We start from the raw sequence: 19,509 nt of genomic DNA on the forward strand, positions 1-19,509 counted from the left end.
CGGTCATCTCCCCTTACCACCTTTACTCCCGGTAACATCATCGACAACTTGTAAATACTTCCGGATCACAATCTGCTCGTCAAAGCGTGTTTCGGCAATATTTCGCGAATGACTACCGAACTGTAATTGCAATGCTTTTGGCAGTGCAATAAACGTAAAGATTTTTTCAGCTAAATCATTACTCTCTCTGGCTTTACATAAATACCCATTAACTCCGTCACACACAACTTCACGGCAGCCGGGAACATCGGTCGCAATTAAAGGTTTACCCATAGCCGCAGCTTCAAGGAGGGAGCGGGGTGTTCCTTCCCTGTAGGAGGGGAGAACAACACAGTCCGCAGCAGCAAGAAACGGTCTGACATCATCCGACGTACCGAGATACTCAATGACACCCTCTTGTACCCAGGCCTCTACATCTTCGCGGGGAACAGCCGTCTGATTCTTCACATCAAGAAAGCCAAGCAAATGGAAGCGCGTTTCAGGATTCCGCTTTTTGACAATTCTGGCTGCATCAACATACTCCCTTACACCTTTATCCCAAAGAAGCCTGGCAACCATAAGAAATACAGGGCCATCACCCGGAGTGTCCCCAATACCATGCTTAACCGGATTATAATGCTGCAGATCAATCCCCGATCCGGGAAGAAGGTCAGTCTTTGCTCTTTTAACAAGCCCTTTTTCGAGAAAAAGAGTACGGTCATCTTCATTTTGAAAATATACCCTTTTTGACCGGCTCAATCCTGTACGATAAAGCAGACTGACCAGAGCAGCCATCCATCCTCCACGGATAAAAGCAGTACCCAGACCGGAAATATTATTGATTACCGGAGTACCTGTTACTTTTGCAGCAAGTGATGCATAGATATTAGGCTTGACTGTATACGCAAGAATCGCATCAGGCTTTTCATGAAATAATACTTTTAAAAAGCCAAGCATCAGTTGGAAATCGCGAACTGGATGAGTTCCCTTATTATCCATTTGCAAAGGAACATAGCGGCATCCAAGTGCCGTCAACCGTTCACGATATTCATCCTCAGGAGCAAGGGCAATAACCTCATAACCGTTAGCAACAAGCTTCGTAATTAACCCTCCACGGAAATTAACAAGATTCCATGTAGTATTGGCACTTATTAATATTTTTCTATTTTTTTTTGACACATTATATAGATAACTGCTTGACGAAATAGTATACACTTTAAATTGGTATATTTTTCATTTAGCATGACCTCCCATTTGCCATATAAATTACCGGAAGGATGTGGAATAAAATATCATATACGGCATAAAAATAAATCTCATATAGTTATTATCACATAAAATAACCATACTTGATTCTTTCATAACATTTTAAGTCGACAGCATATGGCCTCATCATCTCGCGAATATTTATACTCTCTGCATATACACCAAATAAATCGATACCGAATAGAACAGATGCTATATACTTAAATGTTGAAATTGATATTCCTAATTTTAAAACAAGATATGCAGACGCCAAAAGATTATAAAACAACATGACAATAAAATATAATGGGCGGGGCAATACCGAATACCGGGCAACCTTAAGAATAATATAGCGCATAACCTTAATGTAAGATGAATGCATACACGTCATATTAATAAAAGAATCAAATTCAGCAGCATCTTTATCCGATACTGACATCAAATAAGAATCTTCATCCTTAATATACCCATGAACATATGCGTAATGGTATATAGGGGTACCAGGCAATACCTGAAGCATATTACATGATATATTCGTTTTTTTTAATTTTTTTACGAATTTTTTTGTATCCAAAAGAGTAGTCACCGTTTCGCCAGGATAACCAATAATAAATTGTGGTGTTGATGCAATATGCAATTCGTCACATAATTCTGCCGCCTTATAATTATCCTCTAAAAGAACATTTTTCCCCATTTGATTTAGTATGGCTTGATTTCCGGATTCATAACCAAACATAATAGCTATCATTCCCGAATTTTTCAAATTACTTAATATCTCATAATCAACCTTATCAACTCTTGCGCCCAAGATATCAAAAATAATATCTAAATCTTTTACTTTTGCAGCGAAATCCAAAATCCATTTCTTTTTCCCGATAAATGACTCGCTACAAATTCGAAAATAATATATATTGTACTTTTTCTTTAAATACTCAATATGTTTTATAACCACATCAACAGCGTAAACAGTATATCTTGAATTCCTATGGCAAAATGTACATGCATTTTGACACCCCTTTTGAATCATCAATATAATCATTTTTTTACCTGATTTCATATAATCAAGATAATTATTTTGATCCAAGCCATAATGACTTGGTATAATAATATCAGTTATATAATAGTTTATATCAATTTCATCAAATGTAGATTCAAGCGATGGAATTGAATCAGATATAGTCATTTTTTCAGATATACCTGTGCATATAATTTCATTATTTTCATAATAAACAACACCTTTGATATCTGATATGTCAGGGATTTTTTTGCCGATAAATTCACCCCCATATCGCTCAAGAACCTTTACTAAACTGATCTCAGCTTCGCCGATAAAAACTATATCAATACCACATTTTAACAAAAGTTCACTAATAGAGCATAGATTTCCACCAAGAAATATTGGAACTCCAACACATAGATTTTTAATTTTTTGTGTCATCCTTTTTATATAACCATATGCCGTCGAGGCGACAGCGCTCCACCCGATTGCATCTGGATTATATTTTTTTATATAAGCAATAACTTCTTCATCCGTTATTCTTTCTACGTCAACATTCAAAACATCAACCGTCCATCCATTATTTTTTAATATTGAAGATAAAGCCAATATTCCTGAAGGCAAAAATAAATCTCCCACATCTCTTAATGGAGGATATATAAATAAAAATCTCATATTTAAAGCAAATTCATGGTTCTAATAATAAAGGATCCTCGCAGCCCAACTACGAGGTATTAATTCAAAGATGCTCAATTCATTCACGAAGCAAGGCCTTGGGGAATTCACCTATAGGGATTAAATACAATGCATCCTTATTATTACTGTTTGGCAAAGAGATAAGCAAGCCTTGGACTCAATCCGACAATACTCGATTCTATCCAGCTGCCTTTTGTTAACTGTACCCAGTGCCTTATTTCACGTGGATGCGCACTTAACAATACCGGAACTTCAGAAAGCTTGATAAGACGAAGAGCATCTTTGTCACTGTCGTATAAATATATAGGACTTTCGAGATAATATTGCCCGCCGAATTTTGGATCGACAAGAGTTTGCTTTTCAAGATGGAGGTATGATGTTATCGCTATTATATTTCTGCATTTCACACTATCCTTGAAGATAGCTTTAACTACCCAGGGCATGCTGAAGAGTTCAATGTGCGAAAATGGCCCCAACCTGCTGTAAACATTACCCGTGACTAAAAGTGTACTCTCAGGCTCCAAAGCCTTGAGGGACGAGTTTGTATGAATGTTCTCAATTATGTTTTTTTGATGAGCATTCCATCTCTTCCAGTGGTCCGACAAACCAAACAAGGGAATAATGAAAATCAATGCCAATACAACTACTGTTTTCCTGTTGAATGGAAGTATTGCAATTAAAAGAGCGATAAGCAGTGAGCCGTATACTGTGGTTCTGTTGCCTAAATTGAAAGCTGAATGGTGATATAGTCCTGTAAGGGCAAACATTGCAAATGAAAGAACAAGGGTAATAAAAAGGCCGATAAAAAGGGATTTAGGTACATCCGGTCGTTTAGAAAACAAAGGGATCCTGATCAGTAGAAGCACAACAATAACCAGGACGATCAAACCTGATAAAAGGGTAATCGATCCAATTGAATAATAAACTTTTAACCAATAAGAAGGTCCGAAAGCGGCATCAATAAAACTGAGGGGCTGTAAGAGAAGCTGTCTGATATAATCAGCTATCGTTAAACTTGAATTGATACGCTTCTCTATACCTGAAAAAGCATACTTTATAAAGAAGTAATAGACAATATAAATTATGCCAGGAAAAGCAAAAAGCACTGCCTCCCGGAATTTTCGCTCATAAATGAAAATTGCTGTCAATCCGAACACGTAAGGTGGCGAGAAATAGCCGCCAAAAGCACCGAACAAGGCAAGTATAAACCCCGGAAATAGATGCTCATGCCTGAACAATGAATGAGCGTACATCATAACCGCAGGAAAGAACACATACGGAACCGTCATATACCAGTACATGGTCGTATCATGAAGCGGATACAGAACAAATAATGAAGACATCATTATAGCCCTGTCGCGGGGAAGGTAATCAATGGCAAACCTGTAGACACATAGCAAACTGAGAATATGTGCCGCAACCTTTACCAAGTCATATACCCATTGATGATCATAACCAAGAAAAGGATATGCCCACCAAAAACAATAATGTGAGCCTAAAATAGTTAATGCCACTCCTCCCGGCATTAAAAATGATGGCAGTCCCTGAAATCTCCACCCGGCTATTTCACTATAGTCATCTCCATGCAAGCCTGTGTTAAATAACAGATAATACAGGATAAAAAAAACAAATATTACAACATATTTTCTATCAGGGTTCCATTTTACATTCATATATCCAACCGGAGATCAGTTTACGAAGTATAAATTAGTTTAGATTCTACAATCTTAAATCACAATATGTCAACTTATCTTGGAAACAATAATCGTTTGAAGATAAGTTTTTTGAGTGATTTTCCCGATAAAAAAAACAATACCAACACCTAACCTCATCATCCGTTCAATTAAATTATTACTTGCAGGGCAATCAATTGCAGCTAAAGGCGCATTATGATTAATTATTTTTTCTACCCGGAATAAACCTTCTTTTGTTAATAAGCGGGATAGGCTCTGTTTGCTAAAATGATTCAGATGATGTGGATCATATAATCGATTGAACACAGAATCGACCCCTAATCGTCTTAATAAATATGACAGTCTATACAGAATACCACTACTGTTCACTGTCATCAAATATGCAGTACCATCACTGTTTAAAAGCCCATGTACTCTCTGAACATACGAAGAGACATCATTTATATGCTCGATTACAGCCAGCGAAACGATAACATCAAATTTTCTTTTGAAATCGAAAGTCATGAAATCTCCCTGCAAAAAAGTGAATCCTGCTTCTCGCGGTACAACTGCAGAGAGATCAATTCCATTTAACTCTATGTCACCCAATATTCTTCCTAAATAATTTAACAGTGCCCCGTCACCACAACCCACATCCAAAAGAGATTTTGCATTACAACTTTTTATATTTTCAGCTATAATTGAAAACAATTTATAGTTGGGATTTTTAAACCAATTACGATGGGTATTTAAATAGTATTCACTACCATAAGTCTCTTCTTTAGCGATGGAAACTATATCGGTAAATACATGATTACATTCATCGCATTTATTTAACAATACATTATTCAGCCTAACCCAAAAGTAAGAACCGCAATTGCAAACAGGACATTTTATCTTTGCATCTTCAGCATTTAGAGTGTAGTGCATTTTATTAAGCTTACTTATTCAACTGCCGTCTTGGTTTTAAAGAAATAAATCATATAAGGGACGCTACAACACAGTATTGAGCTCCGAATGGCAACCAGCTAAATAAATCTTCAATTTTTGACAGATTTCTAAACATATATGGAAAAAAGAGAAAATACACCGTTCTCTCTATGTGAAAACCTGAAGATTTAAAAAGCATGCGGGTCTCCCGAGATAAAAGGAGTATCGCATCTTGATCGAATTCACAACGAGAAACCACCCATTTTGTTAGTGGATTATATGGATTGTGTTCAAAAAAGAAGATTTGCCCTTTACAGGCAAGCATGGTTTTTAATATCCCAATCACTTGCACTCTTTCATTAATCGGGACATGATGGAAAACATTAGCAACATATATCACATCGAAACACGCTGTGTAGGTCGCAATGAATTCTTCATCAGAAATACAAAAAAAATCAATTTTCTGGTATTTCTCACGAGCTCTTTCTATAGATAGTTCAGAAATGTCTACACCGATAATTTGCGCATCAGGGTAGGCATTGCGAAGCATCAATGAGGTATCGCCAAGTCCACAGCCAAAATCTAATACAAATTTTATCTTTTTTACCCCTATATATTTTTTTACAACTTCAACTTTTCTGCTCAAATAGTAATCATTAAATCCGCCAACCAGAGACAATGATTCATTGAGTAGAGCGTTATAATCGTCAGTGTATCGATCAAACTGATTCATATTATTCAAAAATATTTTCAATCTTTATCATTTTGGAATATAAGATAATAATTTAATTATTACATTTTTTGATCGCAGCCAACTCAGAAGCAAATATTCGTGAAATACCAACGAATAGATTTGTGGTTATAAATCTATTAAAATCAGGGTAAACGATTGATCTAAAAGTCATACGTCGTGAATATACAAAGCTTAACTCTGAAACACTATTAACAATTTGAGGAGCATGCCGGGTAATGCTTTTGAAGCTTGAAATTATATTCGCAATTGTAGTAGGTTGTTCAGAAGCAATAATTTTAATACTCGAGATTGGATCCTTTATTGCTCTTAATGAATGTATCATTATTAACGCCGCATCGTCAACTGCGATGTAATCCCGAATAGTATCTAAAGGGACATAAATCTTTATAGGCTGCTTTTTCAGAATACATCTCGCGATATGCGTTAAAAGCCCCTGACGTTTTCCAAATGATTGATGAGCACCATATAGAGTTGATAGACGCGCTAATAATGATGTAATACACTGATTTCTATTTGTGAATTCTGAAATTATTTGCTCCTGAGCAATTTTTACTTGTGCATAGTCTGTTGTGGGAGTTACAGCACTATTTTCATTGATAATGAAGTCCTGAGATGCCGCATAAATTGAACCTGCAGAACTGCTAAATGCAATAGCACCGGTTTTGCGGATCAAACGTTCATCCAACTCTATTTGATGAAGTAATCTCTCAAGCGCTCTGGTTTCAGTGTTGAGATCACAAGCTAAACTGTTCATAGAACCTATTCCGGCCGCCCAATAAATTTCCCATTTATCCGACTCACTAACAAACACAGAAAATGCTTTTACTGCTGAAGTAATTTGACATAACAGTATTTTCTCATCGCCCCAATTAAAACGCTCATTCGGAACAAATAACACGTTACCATTACGGGTATGATTCCAGCATAATGCCTGACCTAAAAGACCATGACTTCCGATTACCCATATGCGACTCATCTGATAGTCCCAGACCTTGTTGGCTTCGTACTGACCATATATAATGGTTTCCCCATCGCAATAGTAAGGCTTAAAGCGAGATACTCTGCTATAACACCAAGGGCAGTCAAAATACAGCCGGAAAAGAAAGCTATTGTTATAATAAGTGAGGTCCAGCCTTGAATAGGCATATCGCCAAACATCTTCAAAAAAATTACATATCCAGCAAGAGAAGCAGCAATTGCAACAGAAAACAAACCCATGATCGTAATAAATCGTAAGGGCCGTGTCCCTAAAGCAATGATCATGTGCCAAAAATGAGCCAGTAGTTTCATATAGGAATATCCGGATGGCCTTGCCATTTCATGTCGCAACATAACAGGACAATACCCGATTCGCCCGGCAATCCATGATAAAGCAACATCCAGATATATTCCATTCCCGCAATAAGCCGCTAAAATCCGTCCTATTTCACCATCAATCAGCCGAAAACTGTTAAATTGACCAGAATTAGGACTATCAAGTAACTTATGAGCAATTCCTTTCGCCGTTCTGCTTAACAAATTTCGGAGCCACCCATGAGGGGGCGGCATTATCGGTTGAGCATAGACTACCTGCTGAGATTCAGCTAATGCTCTATCAAGAAGAAGACCTATATCACCAGGTGCTTGCTGGCCATCTTCGTCTATGGTAGCAATCCAATCACCGGTGGCACTTGCCATTCCTGCTAAAGTTGCTGCATGCTGGCCAAAGTTCCGGGTCAGCCACACCGGCCTGACAAATTGGTATTCAGCACTGAGTTCTTCTATGATTCGATCTGATGCATCCGGTCCGCAGTCATGAACAAGCAGCACTTCGCAAATGATATACTGATTACCGTTTGGCGACCTCTGTTCAAACGTCAACGGCAAAATTTCCTCCATAAGCAATGGAAGCGTTTTTTTGCCGGCATAAACAGGAATAACCAGAGAGACGAGATGCTTATGGGTCATAATTTCAAACAGTTATCTCATAACCGGCCTTGCAGCCAATTGTATGCAATAGCCGCATATTCATAGGAAATGATACGAATCTGATCAACATTTGCACTCCACTGTGGTGTGGCTGCAGGAGTATCGACAACTGCAGGAGTGTAAACAAGAAGATCAGGAGTCTCTTTTCTCCAGGTCCACAGGGCCCGGCGACCGTGATACGGTGCTGTCAACAAGATAATGGAGTGAGCACCTTGTTGCCGTAACTGCCGGGTGACCATCTGAACATTCTCAAAAGTGCTGCCGGGATATTGATCAAGAATATGAATTGCTGATGGAGATACTCCTTTTTCCAATAGGTAAAGCTTGATTACCTCTACTTCCGAAAGATCCTGATTTCTGCCGGATGAAAGATAAATGTGGGGAGCATAGCCTTTTTTGTAAAAACGAACCGCATCAAGCGCTCTGCGCTGGTAACTGTTGTTTCGATAAGAGGTTTCGCCATTGCCACTGAAAACCACAATAGCATCCGTTTTACGAGGCTCATGCCTTACAACCAGTTGATCTCCGACAAACCAAACCAGAGGCGTAGTGAAAATAATCAAATAAAGTGACACAATAATGACTATGCGCTCTGCCCAGCGAGTACGGGCGTCTTTGTAATATTTAGCCAGACTCTCTTTCCACGATACCGGCTGCTGTGACTTCAGCAGAAGATGCCGGTCTATAACCTCAACAATCCCGGAAAACCGCTTTTCCCAGGTATTTTCCCTTGCCACTGCAATACGATTATCTGTAACCACCTTTGATCTTATATGAGCGTCATCCAAAGCACGCGTAACCTTAGAGATAAAATCCATGTTATCCTGACCGATCAAGAGCGTATCGGGTGATCGCTCGGCAAAGGAGCGTACCTCACGGATATTGGTTGAAACAACAGCCTTGCCCATTGCAAGATATTCATTAAGCTTGCATGAGTATACACTATCAGTAAAAGCTGTGCGAAGATATGGAATCAAAGCAACATCAAATCCTTTTATATAGGCAGGAATCTCGTCATGCGGGCGGGGGCCGAGTAATTTTATGTTCTCACAGGTTTTAAGCCGGGCAACATCCGTAAAGAATGGCCCGACTAAAACAAATGTTGCAAATGGCAGTTGCCGCGCCATTTCTAAAAGCAGAGTCTGATCCAGCACACCGCTCAATGCCCCGACATATCCAATAACAGGCGAGGGAAATGCAGCAAGATCATCAGGAATATCGGCCCGCTCCAGAGCATGTGCAAACTTTGAAAAATCAACCCCGCAAGGAAATGCAAATACATGTTTCGCATACTCCTCTGCCCGCTCACGGATAGCTGCAGAGGTTACAAATACCAAATCTGCCTGACGGAACAGCATCTCCTCCCATGGCTTCAACTGCTGCACTTCAGGCGACGAGCCTGCCATATTATCAACGCAGTAATAAATAACCAGTGCCGCATCTATATCTTTAATAAGAGCCTGAGCCAGCGGTGTGGGTAAAAAAGTAACAATAACCGGATTATGAAAATGCGCGGACCGCATCCATTGCTTTACTGATCTCGACAAAACAAATCTATTGAGGCCTCTCGCAACACGGGAATAAGGGAATGGAAGAAACAAAGGTGAAAAAACCGTCAACCCGGGCTGTACTTCACGAAATCCACGAACACTTTTCACCCAGTTGATAATACGCTCACGCACACGTCCAATATCAGCAAGCCTTGGACCGCGAGCACCGGTATTCTCAACAAATAGCACCCTGTTGCCCTCACCTATCATAGATGTAGCTAACTGATGATGCATCTGCCAATGCGTCGACCAATCTATGGAAGAAATAATGACGACATTATTGTTTTTCATAAAGAAAATAGTTTATCAACCCGAACAAAAGGCTCAGCAATGTGATGCGGAAAACATCAGTCAACCTGTTTAATATTCAGCGGATCCTTACTACGCCAGCGATACCAATCCCAGTCTCCGGCAATTTTTTGTCGAAAAATTTTCTCATTGTCTTCGCTTAAAATAACACAGCGATTCAACATTAACGGTTCGCGTGAACCCTGGTTAATATCAAATCGGCTACAGGTGGCGAGTTGATAGCCTGCAGACAACGCTGCATCCCTCACCCTCCGGTCGGAAGAGCCATAAGGATAGGCCAGAGCTGTAACAGAGCGGCCGATCAGATCCTCAAGATAGCGCCTGCTTTCCCCCAGCTCAGCACGCAGTTGATTATCGGAACAATGATTCAGGTGACAGTGTGTACAGCCATGTGAACCAATAATCACACCCGGCAGTTGGGCTAATTGCTTCAACTCTCCAGGTGACAAAAAGCCGGGTTCATGATTACGAATAAAACTACTTGTGACAAAAACAGTAAAAGGAATGCTTCTTTCAACAAGCAGAGGAGCTGCAGTATTCAGATTGTCTGCATAACCATCATCAAAGGTGACTGCAATGTGCATATCACTCTTCGGAATCAGTAATGGCTGGAGCGGAACTGTTACCATTCCGGCAAGACTATCCAAATGCTCTCGAAAACGCTTTTCAGATATGGTGTGCAGACCAAGCTTATCGCCAAAGACAAGAGAGCCAACTGAATGGTACATCAATATCCGTAAACCTGAACGGACACGTTCATCTCTTCGGACTATTGCCGCACCGTTAGCAATAGATTGCATCACAAAACCTTTCCAACTCATGAATATCCGCGCCAAGCGATGATTCGATTTGCTATAACATGGAAAACAGAAGGCCTGGAATACTCCCACTCACCGAGATATTCAAGATCTTTCGCACCGGTTCCTCGTTTAAAATCATACACGCCGGCATTATTTACGGGGTCAACCCCGCCCATATCATACCATTGCACGTTACGATCCCTGCATTGCCTCATCAACTCCCAGAATGAAGCATGTGATGCATATACATTACGACCGGATGGAGTAGTTGCAGCAAAAATATCCCAGGCTTTCTCTCCATTAATCAACGCGCCGCGAAATGCAAGCATATTTCCATCCTCATCATCACAACGAACCAATACACACTTGTCATGAAATATGTCAACCATTGACTCAATTTCTTCTCGCGTAGTCTGCGGAGGCAGTTTTTTATAATGCTGCATCAAATCATAAACCCGGATCATCTTATCTATATCAGGATTTTTCCACAGGTATACCCTTAGATTTCGTTTTTCTGACCGACGCAAATTATGCCGCCAATTTGCACTGCATTGCTTTAAAGATTCAGCTTCCCTTAAAGCTGGCTGGTACACCAAACTCAACCCGCTCAGCAGTGGATAAGAGGGCCGCCGCCAACCCGATGCTGATAATGTTAACGCATCTTCAGATAATAATGGCTTCATGGAATTGAATCTGCAATACAATAATCGCGCGCCAACGATATCGCTAATCTGACCCTGCAAACCAGCATCCCAATGTGCAACATCGCCAACTGGTCCACCTGGAATCCAGGCAACTCCAATACTCAAGGGATAGAACTTTACCAGCACCTGCACCATAGCAGTGATAGTATGCCCATTTAGCCCTACAAGCCTTATCGGTCGCCAGCCAAAACGGGCTTTATGCTCACCCCATCGATAACTTTGATAAACAGAATAGTCATGAAAACCGCAAAGTAATGCATCCCATGCGACCTCTGTTCCACTCCATACTTGCCAGGTCAACATAGAAAATTTATCAACCATAATTGTTTGTAATGCGAAGGGGCATTTTGCTCAACTGCCACCGGAAGAGCCGGCCAATGAATACAATCAAAACCTTGCAAACGGGCAACTCGTTTGACCTGCTCTGCTGCTGCCTCTTCGGCATAAAATGGATAACCGTATGGAACCGTTCCTTCTGGAAGGTCATTAAAGAGCGGTTTAATATGCAGTAATGAAAGCAGCTCATGAAACACACCATAGAGCCTGCGGCGCCGTTCAATCTCTTTGGAAAAATTCTGTTTTGCAAACATTGACATAGAAACACGATGCGGTGCAGGCAGCGAAGGCATCACAAATTCATCCGCGCTTAGTGGAGGTGCTATGGCGTGGCCTGTCCGAAAGAACCGGAATTTTCGAATCAGCTCCTGAGAGAGCGTATGGAAAGCTATCCCGGTCTTCCGCTCTATAGATGCCAGGCAAGAGTTCATCCAAAATGACGGAGACAAAGATTCCTGACGAAAAGGGAGTTGTTCACTCATGCGGGACTGCCACTCCGGTGTGTTTGCCATAAGCATGGCGCCATCCGGCAATAGAAATGTTTTACGAATTGAAAAGAGGCCGAAATCCCCTCTTTCCCCCAATAGCCGCCCTGCGGCATCGCGGCTGAAAAAACCGTGTGCATTATCTTCAATCAGCACAGCACCATAAGCTGCACAGTAACGGCGAAACTCAAAAAGATCCTGCGGGAATCCGAAATAATTAACAACCAGCACTGCCCGCACGCGGTCCACAACAGGCAGCTCAAGGGGTTTCATGTCTCTTCCTACTTCATAAAATACAGGAACTGCACCTGCAGCATGAATGGGAGCCAGCAGATCTCTGCATATAAATGCCGGCATCAGTACCCGATCACCCGGCACCATCTGCATGCAGTTCATTGCCTCCGCAAGTGCATGACGAGCAAGACGGTAATACCGGACTTTTGACGCATATCTCTCCATATCAAACGGAAAATCAGATGCCGCATCGAGATTTAATGGCGCCATTTCAACCGTTATGCTCTAAAGTGGAATGCGCACATGCAGGGCTGAGCGCTGAAAATTTCTTCACCCTGTAACACATCAGGACAGATCACCGTTGGCTGGGATCATGAAAATAATCACTGTTTTCTGCAATGAAATGAGTGCTGACGGGCGAAATATCTTAATAATCCGAAATTATTTGATAAAAAAGAGTCGAATTGACCGAGCCGGCTTCCTGCTCTGCCTGGAAATAGAATGTGCAGTTCAGGAGTGAAAAGAATTTCACTCCATCGTTCGGAAACCTTACTGCCAAAAACCTCTTCAATGAACATTTTCTGTTCCTCCGATGCTCTTGCCAACCAAAAAGCCCCCGGTACATCTCCTTTTATAATGTAACTCTTCCTGAACAGTTGATAGAGCCAGCGTAAAGGCGGTTGAACATTCAGTGAATAGTTTACAAACAGACCGGAATGCGGTTTAAGTACCCGGAACGCTTCCAGCAAAGCCTTTTTAAAATCCGGAATATGCTGAAATGTCTGAACGGTCCATACCCCGTCAAAACCGGAAAACTCTTCATTAATCAAAAAAGGAAGCGCTGTCGCATCTGCATGAACAAGTGCCACCTGTCGCCCGACAAGATCACCCAGAACATTTTTGGCATGAGTCAGATTCGATCGCACAAAATCAATAATCACAACGCCAACATCCGGACGGTTCCGGGCAAGACGGCGCCAATGCCAGCCCCAGCAACCGCCTATATCCAGAATCAATGCTTTTTGAGGCATGTTCAGAAGAAATCGATCAACTTCATGATCCATCACCGGTATCGAATGACTGTTACTGATAACCCGCAGATAATTGTCATAACTATCCGCCGCTATACGTTCACGGAGTGATTTTTCGACCGATTGGGATGAAGAGATATCCGATAAGACTCGGCAATATATTCCATCAGTATCAACTGTATATTTATTTATAAATGCATATAATTGCGAATTCATGAGTTAATCAATGTAATTACATAGTCTTGCCGCAAGATTCGAATTAATGTACGCAATAAAGCCGATTGGAGAACTTTGAATCGATTGAAGAAGCAAAGAAATGCCTGATAGAATCTTCTTGCTTCTAAACAAATAAAGCGAGTCACCAAGCAATAAACGTGCGTTTATTTTACCCCATAAACGATTCTTGTCTTGCTCAAATGTCTGCAAATAGTATACATGATCTTTTAGTAATACCTCATGATTATGTCGCATTTTTTTATAATCTGAAGAGATATTATCCGTATCAATTATATATTCACCACAAATATCAGAAATAAAGTGGTATTGTCCGCCAAAACAAGCTATTCGCAGCCACATATCATAATCCTCTACTATCACATAATCTGAAGATTGATTGAACCGCAATGCATATTTATTAAGAAAACTCCGCCGAACCGTTGTCGCGGAGGTTGATACCCGATTACCCTCCATCAACATGATCCTGTAAATATCCGCGCTGTCCGGGCCATGCTTCAGGAGCGTCCTCCTGCCTGTCTTAATGTGAAATAACATTTCATTATGACAAAAAAGATCTATATCAGGAAAACTGTTGATAGTTTCTGATAATATTTTCAGCTTATCCGGATACCATAGATCATCAGCATCAAGAAAACATATCCAATCCGCTTGTGCAGCTTCAATACCCCGATTTCTTGGGGTTGCTGGTCCCCCGGAATTTTCAGCCCAATGATAATAAATTCTAAAATCATGAAATGACTCAACGGTCTCTCTTGTATTATCAGTAGAGCCATCATCCATTACGAGTATTTCATAGTCATTGAAAGTCTGTGCCAATACAGAATCAATTGCTTTTTTTAATATTTCAGCTCTGTTATACGTTGGAATAATTACAGAAAAGAATGGCTTCATACTATGAATATCCTTTATCCGTTGAGCAATTATTAATCTCTACTCCTTTCTGTAACAGTTGATCAAAATAATGAATCGTTTTAACAAGGCCTTCGTGCAGTGTTGTTTTTGGAGCCCACCCGAGAGCTGAAGTTGTTTTCGTCAAATCAGGCTGTCTCTGCTTTGGGTCATCCTCCGGCAAAAGCTCAAAATGAAGTTTAGATTGAGATCCCGTTAAATCGATAACCAGCTCTGCAAGTTCACGAATGGTAAATTCACTCGAATTGCCCAGGTTTAATGGCCCTGTCAGTGAATCAGGGGTCTGCATAAACAAAATAATGACATCGATAAGGTCGTCAACATAGCAGAATGATCGGGTTTGGTTACCTTCACCAAAAATAGTTATCGGTCTGTTTTGTAATGCCTGTACGATAAAATTTGAGACTACCCGGCCATCATCAGGATGCATTCGAGGGCCATAGGTATTAAAAATACGCCCGACTTTTATAGAAAGATCATACTGACGCCGATAATCAAAAAATAGTGTTTCCGCACATCTTTTCCCTTCGTCATAGCAGGAACGGATTCCTATCGGGTTAACATTCCCCCAGTACTCTTCAGTCTGAGGATGGATTTCAGGATCGCCATATACTTCTGATGTTGATGCCTGGAAAATTCGCGCTTTTAACCGCTTTGCCAACCCTAACATATTGATTGCACCATGAACAGAAGTCTTGGTGGTCTGAACCGGATCAAATTGATAATGCACAGGAGAAGCAGGGCAAGCCAGATTATAGATTTCATCTACTTCGACATAGAGCGGAAATGTCACATCATGCCTGATAAGTTCAAAATTTGATTTTTTCAGAAGATGGGCAATATTCCCCTTACTCCCTGTGAAAAAATTATCAAGACAGAGCACATCATGACCTGCTGCAACTAATTTATCGCATAAATGAGACCCCAAAAAGCCTGCACCCCCAGTTACCAACGTCCTTATGTAGGAACTCTTCATTTTATCTTTTGATGACATTTATGTTAGAGGTATTGCTCTATAACTGTTAATAGCAGATACCAACTTTTTCAATTCTTTAATCTTTGGCCGCAACCCGTTATGCCGATATGTTATCACAAAGACGGGAAATTCAGCAGCAATGTTCGCCAGCGAGGCAACTCCGGATCAAGCGTAAAGAATACACTCCTGCCCTCTGTGGAAATTGAGGAGGTAGAAGCCGAAATCAACGCATCAGCCAGCTCTTTTGGCGAACCGGCAAAAAAAACACCTCCCCTCCCGCGAAGAGGATTTTGATTGAGGTCATCAGAGTCAAGAACGGAAACTACCGGCACCGACATACAATAGGCATCTACTGCTGCTGAAGTAGCATTACTTGTATAGGCAACGTCACAGGCTGCAACAAGTGTCCATATTGGAGCCATTGTTACATTCATCCGCAAATGCGGATAATCTTCCGGTACTATCGGGCAATTTGGATGGGGTTTGACGATAATAGTCAAATCTACCTGCATTAAAGGTACTGCCTGTTCAAGCAGGCGCATTTGCTTCCGGGTATTGCTCTGTAAATAATCCCCGAGAACAAGAAGATGCACAACAACATTCGATGGCATCAGCACCCGGTTACGCTTCGCTGTAAAGTCCGATAAATAGATGTAGCGAAGAGCTTCAACTTCAACGCAATCTGCTTCAGGATACCCTCCTTTCAGATATTCATCCAGTGCAGCTACCCCATTAAGTGCGACCTTGTCCGGAAGGGGCAAATCATTCACACCTGTTCGCCTGTAACTTCGGGAATCAAAAAAATAACGAAGATCCCAATATCGAACCGTAGAGTGCGGAGTACCTATTAACAGGCCATGATCAGCATGTTTCCATGCATGAATACATGCAAACTCCCATGCCTGATTCTCCTGCAAGTAAACACCGGCTCGTTGTTTTGGCAATTCATTAATCGCAGATTCGAATAAACGAAAAAAAAGGAGGTTCATCAAGGCTGCCGGGCCTTTTAATGCATTCAGCCATTCTTCATCGAATAATGGCCAGAGATTCACGGAAGCAGCTCTTGAAGAGGCGATCGTTTTTCGTAAACCTCTGCTCACCATTGACAGTCTGAAAGCATCGAACAAAACCATCAAAACAACTTTGGCACTCAAAAAAGAATCAAGAGTAACATGTGTCTGACTTCCTTTGCCTGTTATGTTGAATTGCTTCAGGGTAATAGCAGCTTTTTTGGCTGATGGATGCAATCCATCCTTTACATATAAATGAAGCCAATTGGTTTGAACACCTTCCCGCTGCAGATTATCCGGCAGATGCGCCCAGTAACGGCTCTTGAAACAACCCTCTTTAGCCGCGTCAGGATCCAGATTAAAAAAATATGAGATGAACGTTAGCTGACCGGTTGTTTCTCTCCAGGCCTTACGCCCTGAATCCCTTAAAGGCCAACGATGAAAAAGATAATATCCCAATGAGAAAAGCGCCTGAAAGGAATAAGGAAAGCGATGATAGCAGCGTTTTAAAAAAGTTTTCGGCTTTGCCCGGCTCACTTTCAGACGCTGCCATTCAAACTTCAATCCTGAGTCAGAGCACCATAACCGAATGCATTTTGCCAGTCGGCCGTCATCGCTGGCAAGTATCACTCTGTCAAAGGTCCGGCCAGTTGCCCAAAGCGCAAAGGCTAATAGTCTGAAAGCAACGGTAATCTGAGGAGATTTGCTGTAGTTGCATTTCTCCGCCAAATGTGTCATCCACCAATAACTGAACCCGGATCGTATTTCCAATCGGTCAACAACACGCTGACCATTGATACGCAACTCTCCAAGATTATAAATCCACGACAGATAGCTTGCTTTCAAAGCAGCTGCATTCTCTTCAATCAGCTTCGGAATTGAAACTTCTCTTGGCGAAACACCATCTCCAAATCTGCGCCAGAGCATCGAAGTCCAATCGGCCATAACCGGCGGAATCTGCTCTGAATCCCAGATAAATAGTTGTTCACCGGTAGCTTCACTGTTCTTCAAACGAACTCAACTATTTAATTTTGCCATCAACTCTTCCACTTTTTTAAGATCGTCCGGAGTATCAACAGCCTGTGTATTGTGAATGGTTCTGGCCATACGCACTTTCAGGCCATGCTCAAGAATTCGCATCATATCAACTGACTCTGCAACTTCAAGAGGCGTTGGCGCCAATTCAGTATATTCAATTAAAAAGTCACGCCGGAAAGGAATAATACATACCTGCTTACCCATGGGGACTTCAGCAGCCTTGCTCCGCGTTGGAATAGGCTCCCTTGAAAAATAGAGCGCATTCATCTTCAGATCACATACAACCTTGATACAGTTCCGATCCTCAAATTCAGCTGTGTCCTTAATTTGACCCAACAGATTAGTGACCTGAATATCTGAATCATCCAGCATCGGCTGCACCGCTTCAGCAATCATGTCAGGATGGGTCATCGGTTCATCACCCTGAACCATTACTACTATGTCATACCTTGTTTTATGAGCTTTCTCCAACAGCAGTAAAGCTTCAGCACAACGGTCTGACGCACGCTCATGCTTATCTCCAGTCATAACAGCAATGCCGCCTGTCGATTCTATATAGTCATAGATTACTTGATCGCAGGTCGCTACTGCCACCAGATCTAACAGGGGAGAACGAAGAACACGATCATACACATGGCCGATCATCGGCTTTCCGAGAATCGGGGCCATAGGTTTACCCGGAAAACGTCCACTACCCATGCGTGCAGGTATAAGCGCAAGAATTTTCATAGAACTTTTCAAATCATTTTTGCTTGAACATCCCTATCTCTTTCAGTGATAGCAAATACTTTCTCAAGGAAGGGGGTATTGTGGTTTTTCAACACTTTGATGCAGAAAAACCGAGTCTATGGAATAGGCAATAAACAGATAACCCTCTTTTATCCGTTGCTGAAGTATAGCGACATCCGGCATGACTACATGCAAACCGCAGGAAATGTGGTGCTTTCTGCACAGTTTAAGGATATGGTCCATTGCTGAAATAAACTCACTCGATTCAAACTTTGCAGTCTGCCCCATGGAGGCGGACAGATCATACGGCCCAATCATAATCGCATCCAATCCCTCGACACACAATATTTCATCAAGGTTTTCAACAGCACAAATATGCTCAATCATAGCAACCAGCAGCGGAGCCTGAGCCTCTATACAATAAGCGTCAAAATGCTTGCCGAAAAGATTCGCACGAGAAAACCCGACACCGCGCTTGCCGGCTGGCGGCCAGCGGCATGCATCACGAACCTGGATCAACTGGGATGCACTTTCAATCATGGGAACAATCACACCACCGGCACCGGCATCAAGCGCCTGCTTGCAATCCTTGAAACTTCCTTCTGCCAGACGCGCAAGAGATAACGTACCACCCAACTCCAGAGCACGAAACAGATCCGGTAACTGATTCACCGCAAATGCACCATGCTCCATATCTACTGCCACCCAGTCATAACCCGCCTGCCCCATTATTTCGGCAATAGAAGCATGAGGAATCTGCATCCAGCTGCCGACAGAGGGCAGGTTTGCTGCAAGTAATTTGCGTATACCGAAAATTTTTTCAGGACGATTCATAGCACAGTAAAATCTATTAAATACGGATCAGTATAATCATCGAATAACCGGTCTTATATCCATTGACTCCTTCATTGCTCCATCA

17 protein-coding genes are annotated in these 19,509 nt (G+C 41.5%); all 17 read right to left on the bottom strand.

Features of this window, described 5'->3' with window-relative positions:
- Window positions 1-3 precede the first annotated feature (3 nt).
- Entirely contained in the window at window positions 4-1,194 is a 1,191-nt protein-coding gene (locus G9409_RS12140) for a glycosyltransferase family 4 protein (protein WP_328700107.1), read from the bottom strand.
- 115 nt (window positions 1,195-1,309) lie between these two features.
- Window positions 1,310-2,896: a B12-binding domain-containing radical SAM protein gene (locus tag G9409_RS01005; protein WP_166807026.1), complete on the bottom strand. Its 1,587-nt coding sequence runs from the start codon at window positions 2,894-2,896 to the stop codon at window positions 1,310-1,312.
- A 143-nt stretch (window positions 2,897-3,039) separates the two neighbouring features.
- Window positions 3,040-4,590 (bottom strand): hypothetical protein, encoded by a 1,551-nt coding sequence (locus G9409_RS01010; protein WP_166807027.1) that lies wholly within the window; start codon window positions 4,588-4,590, stop codon window positions 3,040-3,042.
- Between the two features lie 69 nt (window positions 4,591-4,659).
- Window positions 4,660-5,520 (bottom strand): class I SAM-dependent methyltransferase, encoded by an 861-nt coding sequence (locus tag G9409_RS01015; protein WP_166807028.1) that lies wholly within the window; start codon window positions 5,518-5,520, stop codon window positions 4,660-4,662.
- A gap of 49 nt (window positions 5,521-5,569) precedes the next feature.
- On the bottom strand, window positions 5,570-6,253 hold the full coding sequence (locus G9409_RS01020; RefSeq protein WP_166807029.1) for a class I SAM-dependent methyltransferase: 684 nt from the start codon (window positions 6,251-6,253) through the stop codon (window positions 5,570-5,572).
- 52 nt (window positions 6,254-6,305) lie between these two features.
- Entirely contained in the window at window positions 6,306-7,250 is a 945-nt protein-coding gene (locus G9409_RS01025) for an NAD-dependent epimerase/dehydratase family protein (RefSeq protein ID WP_166807030.1), read from the bottom strand.
- A complete protein-coding gene (locus G9409_RS01030) occupies window positions 7,247-8,221 on the bottom strand; it encodes a glycosyltransferase (RefSeq protein WP_166807031.1) in 975 nt (324 codons plus the stop codon). The genes G9409_RS01025 and G9409_RS01030 overlap by 4 nt, the downstream gene beginning before the upstream one ends.
- A gap of 17 nt (window positions 8,222-8,238) precedes the next feature.
- Complete coding sequence (locus G9409_RS01035; RefSeq protein ID WP_166807032.1) at window positions 8,239-10,083, bottom strand: ElyC/SanA/YdcF family protein; 1,845 nt, start codon at window positions 10,081-10,083, stop codon at window positions 8,239-8,241.
- A 56-nt stretch (window positions 10,084-10,139) separates the two neighbouring features.
- Complete coding sequence (locus tag G9409_RS01040) at window positions 10,140-10,922, bottom strand: polysaccharide deacetylase family protein (protein ID WP_166807033.1); 783 nt, start codon at window positions 10,920-10,922, stop codon at window positions 10,140-10,142.
- Window positions 10,919-11,926 (bottom strand): lipid II:glycine glycyltransferase FemX, encoded by a 1,008-nt coding sequence (locus G9409_RS01045; RefSeq protein WP_166807034.1) that lies wholly within the window; start codon window positions 11,924-11,926, stop codon window positions 10,919-10,921. Before G9409_RS01045 ends, G9409_RS01040 begins: the two co-directional genes overlap by 4 nt.
- On the bottom strand, window positions 11,902-12,930 hold the full coding sequence (locus tag G9409_RS01050) for a DegT/DnrJ/EryC1/StrS family aminotransferase (protein ID WP_166807035.1): 1,029 nt from the start codon (window positions 12,928-12,930) through the stop codon (window positions 11,902-11,904). Before G9409_RS01050 ends, G9409_RS01045 begins: the two co-directional genes overlap by 25 nt.
- Window positions 12,931-13,043: 113 nt before the next feature.
- Window positions 13,044-13,724 (bottom strand): class I SAM-dependent methyltransferase, encoded by a 681-nt coding sequence (locus tag G9409_RS01055; RefSeq protein ID WP_235923204.1) that lies wholly within the window; start codon window positions 13,722-13,724, stop codon window positions 13,044-13,046.
- Between the two features lie 186 nt (window positions 13,725-13,910).
- Window positions 13,911-14,819, bottom strand: coding sequence for a glycosyltransferase family 2 protein (locus G9409_RS01060; RefSeq protein WP_166807037.1), 909 nt, complete (start codon window positions 14,817-14,819; stop codon window positions 13,911-13,913).
- A 1-nt stretch (window position 14,820) separates the two neighbouring features.
- Window positions 14,821-15,831 (bottom strand): UDP-glucuronic acid decarboxylase family protein, encoded by a 1,011-nt coding sequence (locus tag G9409_RS01065; protein ID WP_166807038.1) that lies wholly within the window; start codon window positions 15,829-15,831, stop codon window positions 14,821-14,823.
- Between the two features lie 95 nt (window positions 15,832-15,926).
- On the bottom strand, window positions 15,927-17,834 hold the full coding sequence (locus G9409_RS01070) for a TIGR04326 family surface carbohydrate biosynthesis protein (RefSeq protein ID WP_166807039.1): 1,908 nt from the start codon (window positions 17,832-17,834) through the stop codon (window positions 15,927-15,929).
- A gap of 6 nt (window positions 17,835-17,840) precedes the next feature.
- Complete coding sequence (locus G9409_RS01075; protein WP_166807040.1) at window positions 17,841-18,590, bottom strand: 3-deoxy-manno-octulosonate cytidylyltransferase; 750 nt, start codon at window positions 18,588-18,590, stop codon at window positions 17,841-17,843.
- Between the two features lie 63 nt (window positions 18,591-18,653).
- Window positions 18,654-19,424, bottom strand: a complete 771-nt coding sequence (locus G9409_RS01080; RefSeq protein WP_166807041.1) for an HpcH/HpaI aldolase family protein — start codon at window positions 19,422-19,424, stop codon at window positions 18,654-18,656.
- Between the last annotated feature and the right edge of the window lie 85 nt (window positions 19,425-19,509).

The organism is Candidatus Chlorobium masyuteum, from assembly GCF_011601315.1.
Lineage (GTDB): Bacteria > Bacteroidota > Chlorobiia > Chlorobiales > Chlorobiaceae > Chlorobium > Chlorobium masyuteum.